General features: G+C 40.5%; 13 protein-coding genes. All 13 read right to left on the reverse strand.

Going from position 1 to position 18066, the window contains the following annotated elements; all coding sequences use genetic code 11:
* Nucleotides 1-5: 5 nt before the first annotated feature.
* Complete coding sequence (gene pgsA, locus NSS92_RS06030; protein ID WP_046311022.1) at nt 6-587, reverse strand: CDP-diacylglycerol--glycerol-3-phosphate 3-phosphatidyltransferase; 582 nt, start codon at nt 585-587, stop codon at nt 6-8.
* A 76-nt stretch (nt 588-663) separates the two neighbouring features.
* Entirely contained in the window at nt 664-1563 is a 900-nt protein-coding gene (locus tag NSS92_RS06035; protein WP_340867140.1) for a helix-turn-helix domain-containing protein, read from the reverse strand.
* Nucleotides 1564-1586: 23 nt separating this feature from the next.
* Nucleotides 1587-2378: a DUF3388 domain-containing protein gene (locus NSS92_RS06040; RefSeq protein ID WP_003211480.1), complete on the reverse strand. Its 792-nt coding sequence runs from the start codon at nt 2376-2378 to the stop codon at nt 1587-1589.
* 131 nt (nt 2379-2509) lie between these two features.
* Entirely contained in the window at nt 2510-2767 is a 258-nt protein-coding gene (locus tag NSS92_RS06045; RefSeq protein WP_041109118.1) for a DUF3243 domain-containing protein, read from the reverse strand.
* Between the two features lie 73 nt (nt 2768-2840).
* Nucleotides 2841-3572, reverse strand: coding sequence for an elongation factor P 5-aminopentanone reductase (gene ymfI / locus NSS92_RS06050; protein WP_267586314.1), 732 nt, complete (start codon nt 3570-3572; stop codon nt 2841-2843).
* A gap of 28 nt (nt 3573-3600) precedes the next feature.
* Nucleotides 3601-6720 carry an MMPL family transporter gene (locus NSS92_RS06055; protein ID WP_340867141.1) on the reverse strand — a complete coding sequence of 1040 codons (3120 nt, stop codon included), beginning with the start codon at nt 6718-6720 and terminating at the stop codon, nt 3601-3603.
* The gene (locus NSS92_RS06060; RefSeq protein WP_044330511.1) at nt 6698-7174 is read right to left on the reverse strand and encodes a MarR family winged helix-turn-helix transcriptional regulator; all 477 of its coding nucleotides are present in this window, start codon (nt 7172-7174) and stop codon (nt 6698-6700) included. Before NSS92_RS06060 ends, NSS92_RS06055 begins: the two co-directional genes overlap by 23 nt.
* Before the next feature lie 151 nt (nt 7175-7325).
* Nucleotides 7326-8618, reverse strand: a complete 1293-nt coding sequence (yfmH, locus tag NSS92_RS06065) for an EF-P 5-aminopentanol modification-associated protein YfmH (RefSeq protein ID WP_267586312.1) — start codon at nt 8616-8618, stop codon at nt 7326-7328.
* Nucleotides 8615-9895: an EF-P 5-aminopentanol modification-associated protein YfmF gene (yfmF, locus tag NSS92_RS06070; RefSeq protein ID WP_340867142.1), complete on the reverse strand. Its 1281-nt coding sequence runs from the start codon at nt 9893-9895 to the stop codon at nt 8615-8617. The genes yfmH and yfmF overlap by 4 nt, the downstream gene beginning before the upstream one ends.
* A 145-nt stretch (nt 9896-10040) precedes the next feature.
* Nucleotides 10041-13157: an MMPL family transporter gene (locus tag NSS92_RS06075; protein ID WP_267586310.1), complete on the reverse strand. Its 3117-nt coding sequence runs from the start codon at nt 13155-13157 to the stop codon at nt 10041-10043.
* A 310-nt stretch (nt 13158-13467) separates the two neighbouring features.
* Nucleotides 13468-14697 carry an MFS transporter gene (locus NSS92_RS06080; protein ID WP_267586479.1) on the reverse strand — a complete coding sequence of 410 codons (1230 nt, stop codon included), beginning with the start codon at nt 14695-14697 and terminating at the stop codon, nt 13468-13470.
* Nucleotides 14698-14799: 102 nt separating this feature from the next.
* Nucleotides 14800-15525 carry a GntR family transcriptional regulator gene (locus tag NSS92_RS06085; protein WP_024427014.1) on the reverse strand — a complete coding sequence of 242 codons (726 nt, stop codon included), beginning with the start codon at nt 15523-15525 and terminating at the stop codon, nt 14800-14802.
* Between the two features lie 165 nt (nt 15526-15690).
* Nucleotides 15691-18066, reverse strand: coding sequence for an FtsK/SpoIIIE family DNA translocase (locus NSS92_RS06090; protein ID WP_267586309.1), 2376 nt, complete (start codon nt 18064-18066; stop codon nt 15691-15693).

An 18066-nucleotide genomic window follows, 5' to 3' on the forward strand; every position in this document is an offset into this window, starting at 1 on the left:
CCTTTTTAGTTAGAATTCTTTAAAGCTTCCCAGTTTTTAGCAAAGTAATCCCAGCCTGAGACAACAGTGAAGAACACCGCTACCCACATCGCTAGATCACCAAACGGGAATGATACAAGTTCAAACGGCAGGTTATGCAGTAAAAGTGCTGAAATCGCAATGATTTGCGCCCATGTCTTCACTTTTCCAAGCATATTCGCCGCCACCACTTCACCGCCCCCGGCTAAAACAAGCCTTAGACCTGTTACAGCAAATTCACGGCTAATGATCACAATCGCCATCCATGCCGGTGTGAGGTCGTATTGAACAAGTATAATTAAAGCAGCTGAAACAAGCAATTTATCTGCAAGCGGATCTAAAAATTTACCAAAGTTTGTCACCAAATTAAGCTTACGTGCGTAGTATCCATCAATCCAGTCAGTTGTTGAAGCGACAATAAACAGGATCGCTCCAACAAGGTGCGTCACTTCGATGCTGACGTCGCCAAAGCGCGCAACACCCCAATCTAACGGTGCAAGCATAATGATCATAAAAACAGGGATCAAGGCGATCCTAGAAAGAGTTATTTTATTCGGTAAGTTAAACATGAAATCCAATCCTCCAATAATGCAATTTTTTTATGTATATATAATAGTAGGAACAAAAGAAAAGTCATCTACTTGCTTAAGATGACTTTTCCTTTCCTTTATTCACAATCACAATGTTTTGTGTCATGGTGTTCTTAGGGTCTAATTCGTACTTAAGTGTCTCGTCATTTACCTTGATATCAATTCCAGACGCATTGCCTAGACGGATATCGACCTGAGAAAGATCAGACAGGTCTGTTTTAAACGATTCGCCATCTTTTAGTTCACCCATCTTCAGCACTTTTCCAGATTCGTCTCTTACGCGCAGCCATGAAGCTTGCGAGGCAGAAATGGTTAACTCCATTTCGTCTGCACCTGATACTTCATACGTTGTTGTCGAGCCTTCTGTATTCGTCGCCTTTAAAGATACAGTTTCATCGTCTTTTGATGAATCATCTTTTTTAGATGATTTTTCTTTATCATCTGACGAAGCTTTTTCTTTTTTCTTTTGATCTTTTGCAAGAGATGAATCCTCAGATACTTCATATTTTGATTCTGATTGCTGAGGGGCCGCCTGATTATTCTTCTGTCCGCTATCATGATTGACCGCCTGCACGATCACATAAATGATGGCGATGACCACAAGGATGCCTCCAATAATTAAAATTGTCGGCAATAGTTCAAGCACTTTTGAGGCGGGCTTTGGCAGCTCTCTTTGCGGCTTAATATTCGATAATTTATCAGATACTTCATCGTTATACGTGCTTGGAACATCTTTACGAAATTCTTCGAACAATTGTTCAGGATTCAGTCCAACGGCTTCGGCATATTGCTTAATAAACGCTCTGACGTAAAATTTACCTGGAATAATATCATAGTTTCCTTGTTCGATTGCTAGCAAATAGCGCTTCTGGATCTTGGTAACTGTCTGAAGATCCTCCAGCGACATCCCTTTTTCCTCTCTGGCCTCCACGAGCCGTTTTCCCAATTCAGTCAAAACAAACACCTACCATTACCATATTAAAAATCGAAGCCAGAAAAACCAGAATGATCAAACACTTGTGGTTCTTCAGCGTGTTCATATGTAATCTCTTCGTCTGCGCTATTACGCAATTCAATGATATAGTCGAAATCATCCATTGTATATTCTGAATTTTGAATAAAGATGTCTGGATGCTCAACCACCTTCGTTGCCGGCAGTCTCATAATTTCCCGTAAAAGCTGCAAGTGCTTCTCAGAACCTCTTCTTGTCGACACAATCCCATCAATAATAAAGACGTTATCTGGGCTGTATTCATCTGCGATCAGCTGGCTTCGGATCGTCTGTTTCAAAAGAGTAGACGATACAAACAGCCATCTCTTGCTCGCACAAACACTTGAAGCCACAATTGATTCTGTTTTTCCGACACGCGGCATTCCGCGAATCCCAATCAATTTATGTCCTTCTTTTTTAAAGAGTTCAGCCATAAAATCAACAAGAAGACCGAGCTCGTCTCTTTCAAAACGGAACGTCTTTTTATCATCCGCATCACGCTGTATGTATCTTCCATGACGAACAGCTAAGCGGTCACGAAGCTTTGGCTGTCTTAATTTCGTTACTTTTATCGTTTCCATTGTATTTAAAATTGATTCAAGGCGCTTAATTTGATCTGTGTGGTCACAGCGCAAAAGCATTCCGCGTCTTGATACATCAACACCATTGATTGTCACAATATTAATTGAAAGCATCCCCATTAGAGAAGAAATGTCTCCTAAAAGTCCGGGACGGTTTACCTGTATCTCATATTCAAAATACCATTCGAGCTTTGCCAAATGATATTACCCCCTTCATTGTGGCAAATTTTTACCTTCCTTTATCATAAAGCATTTTCACATTTTTAGAAAGCACAATGTTGTGAAACGGTTAAAATAAAAAGAGAGGCACAAACGACCCCTCTTTTTGTTTAGTGCGAGCTATTATTTTCAACTAGCTTGACCATCATATTTGCAATGGCACGCTGCTCATCTTCTGATGCAACGCTCCAAAGGTCAGCAAGTACTCTTTCCTGCTCGTTCTTTGCCTCAACTTCGTTAGCTAGATATCCGCCAATTTCATACGCAAGGTTATTGATGGTCTCACCTTCTAAACCTTTATCCTGCGCATGATTTAAGCGATCACCTAAAAAGTTTTTCCAATGGTCCCAGTTCTCAAGTACAGACATGTCGATTCCTCCATTCGAAAAGATGAATTACAGCCATAGCTTTTGTCATGGAGAGAAGAATTATACACGTTTTTTAACAGTACCAGCCGCCATTAACAGATAAAATTTGACCGGTGATATAACTTGACTGTTTTGAGGCGAGAAACCAAATGACATCTGCAACTTCCTCAGGCGATGCAAGCCTGCCAAGCGGGATTTCTTCTTCCAGCATTGCGATGTCTTCTTTCGTAAAACTATTCATCATGTCTGTTTTGACAGCACCTGGCGACACAGCATTTGCTCTAATTCCACTTGGAGCAAGCTCTTTTGCTAATCCTTTAATAAACGCATTTTGCGCTCCTTTGACCATGCTGTACAGCACTTCACACGATGCTCCCGTTTCTCCCCATATCGAGCTGACTGCAATGATATGGCCTGCTTTCTTTTGAATCATGGCAGGTAAAAGGGATTGGGTAAGCTCATATGGACTTGTGACATGAAGCTGCACCATACTGGCTAATACGTCTTTTTCTGTGTCTGTCACCAATCCGACATGGCTCATGCCGCTATTTAAAACAAGAATATCTGGACAGAGCGGCAGACGGCTGACAAGCTCATCTGCTCCGCCCGTTTTAGCTAAATCTGCTTGAATGACATGCGTCTGAATGTGATATGCCTCATCCAAATGAGCGGCGAGGCGCACAGCTGCCTGTTCATTTTTATGATAATGGAGCATTAGGTTGCAGCCTTCTTGGGCAAGCTTTTTGGCTGCTGCCTGCCCAATCCCGCCACTGGCACCCGTAATCAGCGCCCAACGACTCGTCACATTGATTCCTTCTTTCTATATAGAATACCTATTCTTTTCGTTTAAATGGGAACCAGTTGGCTGATCCGAACAATTTCACCATCACAGGTACGAACAATGGTAGCACAACGAGTGCGTACAATAAAAGTCCTGTGAGGACAAGTGTTGCAATCTGCAGGAGAGACAGCACACCTGATGGAAGCATTGCGGCAAATGTTCCTGCCAAAATAACAGCAGCAGACATAATGACAGACCCCATATTTTTCATTGATTCGGTCATGGCAAACTGGATGTCTTTTGTTTTGTATTCATTGAACCGCTCCATTAAGAAAATAGAATAATCGACTCCGAGCGCCATTAATATGACAAATCCAAAGAATGGTACAGCCCAGTTAATGCCAGGATATCCGAAGAAATGGGTGAAAATAAATTCCGTTATACCGATTGCGGCAAAGTAAGTCAATATGAGTGAACCTACCAAGTAAAGCGGCATGACAAGCGAACGGAATAGAATCACCAATATAAGGAAAATACCAATCATCATGTAAAGCACTGTCTTATTGAAATCTTGGTCTGACAGCTGTTTTAGATCAGCATTCATACTTGATACACCTGAGACGCCAAATGATGCATCTTTTAGGTTTGTTTCAGGAAGTGCCCGCTCGACAGAAGCTTCCACTTGTTTTATCGTCGACAGGGCTTCATTTCCATATGGATTTTTTTCTAAAACGACATCAATTTTTGTCATCTTGCGATCATCTGACATGTACGAATCAAATACTTGCTTAAATGCTTTATTTTTTAAGACGTCTTTTGGAATAAACCAGCCGGCCATATCTTGATCTGGTGCATTTTTCAGTTCATCTAAGTAGTCACCTGCACCCATTAAGCCGCTCGAAATTTTCTCCAGTCCTTTTACACTTTTGTTCAGGCCGTCTGTCAGCTTGGTCAGGTTATCCCCAAACCCGCCAATCTTTTCTTTCATTTGCTTTTGGCCATTAATGATGTCGCCCGCTCCATTTGCAAGCTTTGGCATATTATCAGCTAATTGGCCTTGACCTTTAGACGTTTGATCCAGTCCAGTTTCAACTGCGTCTAAACCAGCAATGAGCTCATCAATTTGATTCGTTAAGACTTTTTGCTGCTCTGAAGCTTTTGCAATAAAGGCATCAGCTGCTTCAAGCTGCTTTCTAGCTTCTTTCGCTTGTTTGGCATAGCTGTCTGCCTGTTTGGCTCCTTCTTGCAAGGCCGCAGAAAGTTCATTGTACGAAGCTTTGATGGCTTGATACGATTGATTTTCTTTTACTTGCGGGATTTGCTTTTCAAGGGTACTAAATTGTGTATTTGCTTGTTTTATTAACGCTTTTACATCTGCTGCGGCAGAGGATGACGTATCCACTTGCGCTAATGCCGCCTTTAATTCTTTGGAAATACTTTTATACAGCGAAACTTGCTGATTCACTTGTGCGACTTGAGCCGTTAATTCCTTTTTCGCACCTTTGATTTCTTCTTTAATGGCTGCTACACCTTTTTTGTTTTGGTCGATGCCGTTTTGCAATTTTCTTAAGGATTTTTCAACATTTTGAATCCCTGTTTGCACAGATTCAGTACCAGAAATCAATTGATTAATGCCTTTTCCAGAGGATTTGATTTGCGGCGTTTGATCTTCAATGGATTGACTCATTGTCGTTAGTGCATCTTGGATTTTTTTCAAGCCTTCATTGCTTTTATCAAGCCCTGTGTTCAGTTCTTTGGCTTGTGATTTCACGTACAGATCACTCAGCCCTTTACCAACAGGACGGGTGGCACTTCTGACTTTACTGACGCCATCTGTTTGTTCAATTGCACGGCTGAGTTTTTCGACGGCAATCAGCCCTTCATTGTTGTCTAAAAGGTCAGATGATTTCACGACCACTGTTGCCGGGAGTGCTTCACCGGGTCCAAACTTGTCAGAAATGGTATTGAATGCGTTGACCGATTCGTATTTATTACCGATTTCATCTAAGCTGTTATAAGAAAGAGTTCCTTTATACATCAGAATGGGCGGAAGCGTAATGATTCCTACGATCAATAAGCTGAAAAGCGGTTTCTTAAATGAAAAACGGCCTGCTGTTTCCCACATTTTTGACTGCGGATGGGCAATATCGCCTTTAATCGGCCAAAATAACACTTTTCCTAAAACCGCCATAAAGAACGGCACAATCGTGAGAAGAGCTACAATGAGCACAGCAACCCCAACTGCTACTGCAACAGCTGATTTATAAAGCTGGAATTGTGCGAGACCAATACATGTAAAACCGATCAGAACCGCAATTCCGCTGAATAAGACGGTCTTTCCTGCTGTTTTATACGTAATCAGAATCGCTTCAATTTTATCTTTACCGTGTGCGATCTCTTCTTTAAAGCGGCTGAGAAGCAGTATGCAGTAGTCCGTTCCAATTCCAAACATGATCGCGACCATAAAGATCTGAGTAAAGGTCGAGAGCGGGAAGTCTAAATATTTCACTAAATAAGCCACGATCGATTGACTCACCAAGTAAGACAGTGCCACTGCGACTAACGGAACGAAAGGCGCCACAGCTGATCTAAAGACAAGAACAAGGACGACGAGAATAAACCCAATCGTAATGAACTCTGTTTTCTTCAGGCCTTCCTGCGAACTTGTGATGACATCATCATCAATTAACGGCTGTCCTGTCATTTCAAATTTCAGGTTTAAGCTTTTCAGCTTTTCATTGACTCTTTCTTTAAAGTCGGACGCTTTGATTTTGTTTGAGTCATATGTAACTGGAACAAGGAGCGTCGTTTGATCTTTTGAGAGCATTTGTTTTTTGATATCTTTATTGGCTTCAAAGTAAGAAGTGATGTCCTCTATGTGGAGATCTTGATCCTTTTCTAAAATGTCCATTGCCTTTTTTAAAGATGTTTCTCTTTCTTTCACAATGTTCTTTTCTTGAAAGACAATGACGATTGATTTTTCTGTATCGCCGTTTTCAGACATTTTCTTTAATAACTGATTGGCATATGAAGACGGATAGCCGTCTGGTACAGAAATTTGCCCTTTTTCTTTTGTTAATTGCGCCATATTAGGAGCGGTGATGAGTAACACTGCCGCTAATACGACCCACAGGATCGTGATCAGCCATCTACCCTTTATGATTGCTCTCATTAGTACTTTGTGCCTCCTCTTCGATGATCACTTGATAGATCTTTTCATATGTTTGAATAAATGATTCCATTTCCTTTTCTTCAAGCTTTTCAAAATAAGATCGAACCAGGTCTTGAAGCTGCTTTTCCATTCGGCTGACCACATCTTTGCCCTCTGGCGTGACGTACAGGTGAACATTCCTTCTGTCAGCTTGATCATGTTCACGAAAAATATAGTTTTTCGTAAAAAGACGGTTGGTCATCGATGTTACAGCACTTTTATTTACATTACATACATTAGCCAGGTCCGTTGATGTACACCCTGGATGTAGATTGATGTATCGAAGCGAGTAATATTGATCAAGTGTCAGCTCTTTATCCAGCTTTTCCGTGATCATACTCGATACTTTTTTTTCCATCATGAGATAGACATCTGCATATCTCTGGATGAGCTGGGCAATTTTATTTTGTTCCATACGCTGCTCCTTTTTAGTTTAAGTGTTTAACTATTAAAGAGTTTAACTAATGACCAAAACAATTGTCAATGATTATCCTGTAATTAAAGCGGCTTTTTCAATTGAACATAAAAAAGACAAACTCTGCTGAAATGAGTTTGTCTTTTTGTATTTATTTTGTTTTTGGGACGACTTTGAAAACGGACATCCGTTCTTCATCAATTTCTTCATCTAAAATTTGCTGAATATCAGTTAATTGAATTTGTTCCAGCACTGTGACAACATCAAATAAGCTCATATCTAAGAATGCATATCGAGTAAATTGGTTCGCAATGTATTCTGGAGAATTCATGGCTTTTAAAAAGCTGCCGATTTTTTTCTTGCGTGCAAGCTCAATTTTCTCTTCTGTCATGAGGCTTTTTGCTTGAAGAAGGGTTTCTTTTAATACTTTTGCGAGTTGATCAGGATCATTTGTATCCCCGCCAACTGAAGTGAAGCCAAAGCCGCCTTCTTCGGTATAATCGTAGCTGAATGTTTCATCAATTAAGCCCTTTTCATACATCTGTTCATATTGTAAGGAGCTTTTGCCAAACAGCGTCTCTAAAATGAGATTCATCCCAAGCTCATGCTTTAGCAGCTGATTTCCTTTTTTATGCGGATTCTTTGTTTTCAAACCGAACATACATTTAGAGCCTTGTACGTTCATTGGAAGTTCGTATTCTTTCCGGTACACACCTTCAGGCTCATTGATGTCTTTTCGTTTGATCTCTGGCTGGTCTGTAAATGGCTTTTTCGCCTGATTCGCTCTGACTTGATCTAAAATTTGCTTCGGATCAACCGGACCGACAACGAATAGAAGCATATTGCTCGGGTGATAGAACGTTTCATAGCATTCATACAAATGATCTTTTGTAATAGGGGCAATGCTCTCTACTGTTCCAGCAATATCAATTCTCACAGGATGCTCTTGATATAAATTTTCAATCAGACCAAAGAATAAACGCCAGTCCGGATTGTCATCATACATGTTAATCTCTTGGCCAATGATGCCCTTTTCTTTTTCGACTGTTTTTTCAGTAAAATAAGGCTCTTGAACAAAATCAATGAGTGTCTCAAGGTTTTGTTCGACATTTGAGGTGCTTGAGAATAAATAAGCCGTTCTCGTAAACGTTGTAAAAGCGTTTGCGGATGCTCCTTGTTTACTAAAAGTATGAAACACGTCTCCATCTTCTTTTTCAAACAGCTTATGCTCTAAGAAATGCGCAATACCGTCAGGCACTCGAATCATGTCTTCTTTGCCAAGCGGCACAAATTCGTTATCGACAGAGCCATATTTTGTTGTAAAGGTCGCATAGGTTTTGTTAAACCCTTGCTTTGGCAGCACATAGACGTCAAGTCCGCTTTCCATTTTTTCGTGATAGACCGTTTCTTGCAGCTGATCGAATTGAATTGTTTTCACTGTCATGAAGCACCCTCCGTTCCTTTAAGAAAATAGGTCGTATCCCATTCAATTTTCTGACCCACTTTGATGATGTCCTCTTTTGTCACCCGGTCTAATGCTTCTAAAAAGGAATCAAGGGTTTCCCCAGTTGGCACAACGGCATGCTGATACAAATATTCTGCTGTTCCATAAGACGTATCGATCGTTTCAAGCAGCTGGTTTTTGACGACTGCTTTTGTTTGATCAATTGCTTCATCTGAAAAATCACCTTTTTGCATCGCTTCAAATTGTTCTTTGATGATGTCTACTGCCTGCTGGTAGTTGCCGACTTCAATCCCAGACATGACCATCATCAAGCCTTTAAAGCTCTCAAGTCTAGACACAGCGTAGTACGCAAGACTTGCTTTTTCACGAACATTGATGAATAGCTTAGAATGCGAGAAACCGCCGAATATACCATTAAACAAATGCAGCGCCGGATAATCTTTATCTGCAATTGTTGTATGTGTGCGAAAGCCGATATTCAGCTTGCCTTGTTTCACGTCCTCTTCATCAATGACTTCTTTTGGTTCATTTTGAGGTCTTGTTGAATCAGCCTGCTGTTTGACTGGTTCTCTTTCACTTGTTTTAAAGTATTGGGAGACCATTCGGCTGATGTCTTGTTCGTCAACATCTCCGACAACATAAAGATCAAGCTGGTTTGATTGAAGCGCATGCTCATAAGCTTCAAAGAGCGAGTGAGCTGTGATGGCGTCGATGTCTTCCATTTCACCATTGACATGCAATGCATATGGTTCACCTTTACACATTTCCTGCACGAGTCTTAAATTCGAATAACGCATTTTGTCATCATAAACTGCCTGAATTCGCTGTTTTAAAGTGCGTTTTTCTTGATCCACATATAATTGACTAAACACCCCATCTTCAACATACGGGTGGAATAATAGGTCAGATAGTAAGGCAATCCCTTTTTCTAGTAAAGGGGTTTGATCCTTTAAATATTTTTCATTCGCCATTTCTAGGCGGAAGGTAATGATGTGATTCTCACCTTTTTTTGCCATGTCGGCAGAAATGGTTGCTCCATAGAGCTCATCAAAATAGGCACGCAATGCTCCTGTTTTCGGCATTTTTTCTGTTCCTCTTAACAGCACATGCGGGAAAAGAGAACGCATGGTAACGTCATCTTTGGATAGCGGTGCAAGCATTTTAAAAAGGATTGTCACGGTTTTAAATTTTTCTGTTTTGACAATATGAGTATGAAGACCAGGTGTGTCCAGTGTCTTCTCTTGTAAGTACGTCATGAGAAACCTCCTTTGTTCATCCTATTTATTATGTATTAGAACATAGCTGATATATACATGAAACAGCCATTTAATAGACATTATATCAATCAGAGGAAAGGATAGGAAATAAAAACGCCTCTGCTCATAGCAGAGACGCCAGTCGTTATTTCATTCTAAACGGCCACCAATTCCATTTTCCGAAAATACGAACCATGACCGGAATAAAGAGCGGTAATACAACAAAAGCATATAATAAAAGTCCAATGAGTACGACCGTTGCAATTTCAACAAGTGATAATACTCCCGATGGCAGCATAGCGGCGAACGTACCCGCTAAAATAGCCACTGCAGAAATAATGACAGAACCCATATTTCTCATCGCTGATATCATGGATGCTTGTACATGCTCTCCCTTCCATTCATTAAAACGATCCATGAGGAAGATGGAATAATCGATCCCGAGCGTCACAAGAATGACAAAGCTGAAAAATGGGACAGCCCAGCTGACACCATCGTAGCCAAAAAATGTTTTAAAGATCCATTCTGTTAACCCGATCGATGTAAAATACGTTAAAATCAATGAAAGTGTTAAGTATATCGGCATGACGATTGACCGTAATAAAATAATTAAAATGATAAAAATACCAATTAACATGAAGATGACTGTTCGAATAAAGTCACCGTCAGACGTTTCTTTTAAATCCACATTTAAGCTTGAGATGCCAGATACACCGTATTTGGCATTTTTGAGTCCACTTACAGGTAAATATTGATCAAGCGTTTCCTCAATTTTTGCGACACCTTCCATCGCTTCATTGCTGTATGGATTCACATTTAAGATGACTTCAAAAGTCGTTAATTTACGATCTGGAGACATATACGTATGAAAGATTTGCTTAAATTCTTGGCGTTTCAGCACTTCTTCTGGAATAAACCAGCCCGTTACTTCTTCATCAGGCGCTTGCTGAAGCTGCTTTAAGTAGCCGTCAGCCTCGGTGAAGCCGCTTTTGACCTGCTCAAGCCCTTCAATACTTTCATCTAATCCATCTGTTAATAATGTGAGTTTTGATGAAAGCTGGCTAAATCCTTTTTTGATGGATTTTTGACCGTCTGTCAGCTGATCCGCACCATCTTCAATTTTAGGCATTTCTTTAATCAATTGTTTTTGGCCCTCATTTGTTTGGTCAAGACCGTCATAAATTTGATCAAGCCCATCCATGAGTGATTGCACTTGGCGTTTTACTTCTTTTTGCTTTCTTGATAAGGTTTGAATCACTTGATCTGCCTGCTTGATCTTTTGCTTAAAGTGAGAGGCTTCTTCTTCATATACACTCATTTGATCCCCTGCTTGATCAAGCATTTCTTTTGTTTCTTTGAATACTTTCTTGATTTCTTTATATTCATCCATGTCTTTTACTTCTGGAAGACGATTTTCTAGTGCTTCAAATGATAGGTTTTCATAAGATTTCTTTACTTTCTTAATGGTTGTCATCAGCTGCTGATTCGATTTCGCATGGCGTTCCAGTGTATTCACCACTCGCTCAAGCTCTTGAATCATCGTTTCACTGCTGCGATATTCTTGTTCTAATTCTTTTTTCGCTTTTTTGATTTTACTTCGAATGGTGCCGACGCCTTCCTTACTGCGCCTCACCCCATCTTCTAAAGAGATAAGGGATTCCCTGACTTCTCCGATACCGCTTTTGATTGCTTTTGTTCCGTCAATCAGGTGGTCAATGCCTTGAGCGGATTCTTCAATTTTTGGTTTTTGTTTGAGAAGGGCGAGATTTGTTTCGGTCAAGCCATCTGAAATTTTCCCGATTCCTTCATGACCTTTGCCAAGTTCTCCTCCCAGCTCTTTCGCTTGAGAGGTAACATAAAGCTGGCTCAGCCCGTCTCCAACAGGACGCGTGACACTGCGGACTGTTTTGACTTCGTCAATGTCATTTAATTTACGAGTCAGTTTTTCAATCATGACAATCTTTTCTTGATTATCTAGCTTATGATCATTTTCGACAAGCACATTCAGCGGCAGCGCTTCACCAAAGCCAAATTGCTCTGATATCGTATTAAATGCAGACACTGACTCATACTTATTCCCAATTTCATTTAAACTGTTATAAGAAAGGGTGCCGTCGTACATCAAAATAGGAGGCACCGTAATAAGTGCGACTAAACCTAAGCTGATCAGCGGCCTTTTAAATGAAAAACGCCCAGCCCATTCCCACATTTTACTTTGCGGGTGCCGAATGTTTTCTCTTCTAGATGGCCAGAATAGAGATTTTCCGAAAACAGACATAAAAAAGGGAACGATGGTGACAAGGGCAATCAGCAGAATACCCACTCCAACGGCAACACTAACGGCTGATTGATATAATTGGAATTTAGCAAATCCAATACTTGAGAAGCCGACTAACACGGCTAAGCCGCTGAAAAATACCGTTTTCCCTGCACATTGATACGTGACGATAATCGACTCTTTGACATCACGGCCTTGACCGATCTCCTCTTTAAAACGGCTTAACAGCAAGATGCAATAATCCGTTCCAATACCGAACATAATGGCTACCATAAAAATCTGAGTAAAATTAGATAGAGGAAATTGCGTATATTCTACGAGAAAAGCCACAATACACCGGCTGACAGCGTAAGAAATGCCTATCGTAATGAGCGGAACAACAGGTGCCAATATCGATCTGAAAACAATTATTAAAATAAAGAAAATAAAAATCATTGTAATAAGTTCAGTTTTCTTCAGACCTTGTTGAGAGCTTTTAATGACATCTGAATCCACAAATTTTTGACCCGTTATTTCATATGAGACATGATAGGGCTTTAAAACTTCCTCAATTTGTTCTTTAATCTTCACAGCTTTTGTTTCGTAGTGGTCGAATTTGAATGGAACAAGAAGTGTACTTTTATCCTTTGATAAAAGTTGTTTTTGAATGTCCGGATCTACATGAAAATATGAAGTAATTCCGTCAATGTGGAGTTCTGGGGCATGTGTCATGAGTGCAGCTAAAGCTTTTTTTAATTCCTGCTCTTTCGCAGGGAACAGATGTTGTTCGGAGAACACAAGCACACCTGTATCTTTTTTCCCGTTCTTATCTGACAGCTTATCCAATAGGTGAAGTGCCTCAGCTGTTGGTGTCCCCTCCGGAACCTTTAATTGCCCTTTTTCTCTTGTTAATTCCTCTAAATCGGGCGCAGTAATAAACAGAATCACAGCTGTTATCATCCACACCACTAATACAATCCATCTTGCTTTAATTATTTGCAACATAGCTGCTTCAAGCTCCTTCTAGTTCATCAATCAATTTGCTGTATTTGAGCGTGTCTGAAGTGCTGACTGCGTCTCCTTCAAATGGTAGGATGACCTATTTAATTGTCCTTACGTGTTGAAGAAACACATCTCCATTATCAGCACGCGAGCTCAATTTCTGCCTAAAGAAAGACAGAAAATGAATGTTTATGAACACCTCCAATTTGGGATAATTTAAAAATATTACTATACATTAGTTTAACTATCAAAATTTTACATGTCAATTTATAAAAAAGAAAAAAGATGGCAAAATACCATCTTTTTTCTATATTTAAACCGTTTTCAATTGTTCACTTTCATCCTCTTCATCTGGCTGGATGAAAAAGAGGACCAAAAATAGTGAAATGAGACTGCAAATGGTCGAGAGAATGAAAACAATGGAGTCCCCTTTATCCATAAGATAAGCAAAAATCGGAGGACCTAAAGCAACACCGATAAAACGCATACTGCTATAAAATGACGTAATGGTACCGCACTGCTCTTTTTCAATACCTTCTGTAATCAGCGCATCAAGTACAGGCAGCACAATACCGATGCCAACACCGCCAATACTTAAACAGATAAACAATACGTAAAAGCTGTGATTCCACCATAAAAAAATATAAGAAAGTGATAACAAAGCCATACCTGCGATTAAAAAGATTCTCATTTTTCCTTTTTCTTTTCCAATCGTTTTTCCAGCAATGTAGGAACTGATTGATAAAAAAAGGAGCGGAATACTTAGCAGGAGCCCTTTTTTGACACCCTTAATTTGATAAGCCGCCTCTAGGTTATCGGATAAGTAAAAAAGCACACCAAAAAGAAGAAACATAATAAAACCGCCAATAGCAAAAATGGCATAAAGCCAGCGTCCCTCATGCTTAAAAATGGTCTTTGTTGATTTTAAAAATTCTTTAAATGTAGGCGGGTCCTCCTCTTTTTTTGCCGACTCTACCATGAACAGCACCATGAGAAAGCTGATGATTGAAAAGAACGGAATGAACCAAAACGGCACAAACCAAAACCATGAAGCAAGAAGTGCCCCAATAATTGGGCTTAGTACCTTTCCCGCTGTGTTAGAGGTTTCAATGGCGCCAAGTCCTGCACTTACCTCTTCATCATCATGAAACAAATCTCCTATGAATGGCATAACGACAGGTGCCGCTCCAGCTGAACCAACACCTTGAAGGACCCTGCCAAATAGAATCCACATATACGGTTCTTTCATGATCGTTGAGGCGACTGCTGCCACAGCCCCTCCAAGTCCGGCGATTAAAAGACACGGCAGCAGTACCTTTTTTCGCCCAATCCGGTCTGATAAGTAACCAGCAATTGGAATACATAAGATTGCTACAACCGAATATACCGTAATAATGAGAGAGACTTGAAAGGAAGTGATCGAGAGTTTCTTTTCTATCTCTGGCAATACTGGTATTAACATCGAGTTCCCTAGTGTCATGATTAGAGGCACTGATGATAATGCAATGATATTCTTTTTACTGACAGTTTTCTCGCCCAACATCATTCACCCAATTCTATATACTGTTACGGATTAGTGTGGCAAGTTTGACGAGTTTTATGTATGGGCAAACAAAAAGCAGCCGCATATGGAAGCGACTGCTTATTAAAATCGTTTGCGTATGACATGAAAGCTGAATTTATCCGCTCGAAAATAATTGAGCGAGTATAAGACCGGCTGATCATCCTGATCATAGTGCATTTGTTTTAGTAATAATAACGCCGTTTCAGGGTCACACTCTAGAATTGGTGAGACCTGATCGTGGTAGCCAATTGGTTCGATGTCAGCAACTGCATATTTAATCCCGCTGTGCGGTTCTCTTCCAAACAGCTCAAAAAGAGACTCTTCTTCATGTGTAAAAGAAGCGGGAAGATGTTTGACCGGAATTTTATCTAAACAATAAACAACTGGCTGTCCATCTGCCGTTCGAACGCGTTCCATTGAAAAAATCCCATCAGATTCATCACACTGAAAACGAATGACATCATTCTCTGTTGGCTCCCCTTCTTGCGAGGATAAAAAGATGGTACCAGGCGTCATATTGACCTGCTCAATCATTTTCGTAACACTTGTCAGCTGTTCTATGCCGGTCGAAAAAAGTGGTCTTGAATTGACGAAAGTTCCCACACCATGCCTTCTAATTAAATACTTCTCTTCTTCTAATATACGAAGGGCTTCACGCAGTGTCGCTCTGCTCACACCTAAAAGCTTTGAGAGCTCAAACTCAGAAGGCAGCTTTTCTTTTTCGGCATATACACCTGTTTGAATATCTTCTTTAATACGGTCAATCACTTTCAAATATAAATGGCGATTGTCTGTTTTGGTCGACATGTTTTCCCTCCGTCTAATCAATGCAAATGATAAGATGAGAAATCTCTATTCCGAGATAAGTTGAACATAACTATATCATGTTTTTGCAAATAAATAAATAGTCTGACATCCAGTTAACATAATCATACTATCGTTTACTATATTTTCAGGAAAGCTCTCTTCCACTTATGAAGAGAGCTCGTCATATTGTTCTTTTGAGAGGAGAACCTCTCTCGGTTTACTTCCTTCATATGGGCCTACTACGCCTCGCTCTTCCATTGCGTCAATAAGACGAGCTGCCCGGGTATAACCGATGCGGAATCTTCTTTGCAGCATAGAAACAGAAGCCGTCTGCATACCGATGATCAATTCAACTGCTTCATCATATAGATCATCTTCCACAGCTGCAAGCTGATCCTGCGTTTCTTCGCTTGGAATCATTTCCTCTTGGTATTGTGCTTTTTGCTGTGTGATCACATGATCAACAACATGTTCCACTTCTTCATCTGATAAAAAGGCACCTTGCACACGAACCGGCTTGTTTGCACCAACAGGTAAAAACAGCATGTCCCCTCTGCCCAGCAGCTTTTCTGCGCCCCCCATATCAAGGATCGTCCTTGAATCTGTTTGTGAGGATACGCTAAAGGCAATGCGGGATGGGATGTTGGCTTTAATGACACCTGTAATGACATCGACAGAAGGTCTTTGTGTCGCGATAATCAAATGAATTCCCGCAGCACGAGCCATTTGAGAAAGTCTTGTAATAGAATCTTCCACATCAGAGGAAGCGACCATCATTAAATCTGCAAGCTCGTCTACAATGACAACAATATAAGGTAGTTCTGGCTGTTTAGCTTCTTCTGTTTGGTTCATTCGTTTAATGTAATCATTGTACCCTTCAATATTCCTTGTCCCCGTATGAGAAAACAATTCATAGCGGCGTTCCATTTCGCTGACTACTTTTTTAAGTGCCTGCGAGGCTTTCTTAGGATCTGTTACGACAGGAGCCAAAAGATGCGGAATGCCATTATACACATTTAATTCAACCATCTTCGGATCAATCATCATCATTTTCACTTCATGGGGCTTTGCTCTCATGAGAATGCTTGTGATTATACCATTGATACACACACTTTTTCCGCTTCCAGTCGAACCTGCTACAAGCAAATGCGGCATTTTGTTCATTTCAGCAAGCACGGCTTCACCCGAGATATTGCGGCCTAGTCCAATGAGGAGCTTGGCATTTGGACGGTCATTTTGCTTCGATTCTAATACCTCTTTTAATGAAACCATGGCAATTTCTGCATTCGGAACTTCAATGCCGATGGCTGATTTACCAGGAATCGGCGCCTCAATTCGTATGTCCTTTGCCGCGAGCGCGAGGGCTAAATCATCACTTAGATTGACGATTTTGCTGACCTTCACACCGACATCTGGATATACTTCATATTTGGTCACAGCTGGACCTAAATGAACCTGTGTGACTTTTGCTTTAACCCCAAAGCTTTGAAATGTTTTTTCAAGCTTTCTTGCATTTTCATATATATTTTTCTTATCTGTTTGCTGACCTGAATGCTGGGGCTCTGCCAAAATATCAAGTGACGGCAATTCGTAATCTTTGTTTTCTAGTTCAGTAAACGTCATCGGCGGCGCCTCTTTTGGTTCATCGGCTGTTTCTGATTGAACTGGTGCACTTGGTACAGACTCTTGAAGAGGATCTGTCTCTTTTGCCGCCTGCTTTTTTTGAACCGGCGGAGTGAGAATGTCATCTCTGTCTGCAAAGCTTGAAATAATCGGCTGGCTATTATCAGAAGACGGCGTTTCTTCTTCGATCAAGATCAGATCATCCTCGTCTTCTTCTTGAATGCGTGAACGTTTTTTCTTTTCACCTGGTGTTTTCTGAGAGGACGCGCTCTTTTTCGCCTGCCTGATTCCTTTCATATCTTCAACAAACGCTTTCCACTGCTTCACCATAAATTGTGATACAGGAATCGTCACTTTTTTCACCATTTCCTGCAGAGATCGGTTTGTAATCAGGACTATTCCAATCAGCATCAGAACAATCGCCATAATTTGCGAGCCTGCTTGCGCAAATAAGAAATAAGAAGCAGCAAACAAGACGGCTCCGATCATGCCGCCCCCTAAATCAGGCGATCCTGTTTCACCTTTCATATCCATCAAGAAGAGCTCAAATGTATTTCTAATCACACTTTGAGAGCCAATGACGCCAGCAGATGAAAGATGCTGAAAGAGCTTCACATGTGACAAAAGCAAGATACTCGCAATGATGCAGTAGAGACCTGCTTTTCTTCTTGTCAAAATATCTGGGATTTGTTTTTTCCAGAAAATCGTCACACCAAAAAGAAATAATCCGATAAGGCAGAGAATGAACCATTCACCTGCAAAGAATCGGAATAGATGTACAAAGGTTTGTCCAACAACGCCCAGCTGTAAAATGGCAATGATCGCTATGGCAATACAGACTAACCCATTTAATTCATATTTCAGTTTTAGCTGTTTATTTTGTTTTTTTCTCGTTTTCCGTTTTCTCTTTTTAGCCAT

Origin of the sequence: Bacillus sp. FSL M8-0166 (genome assembly GCF_038008825.1) — a bacterium.
GTDB classification, from domain to species: Bacteria; Bacillota; Bacilli; order Bacillales; family Bacillaceae; genus Bacillus; species Bacillus safensis.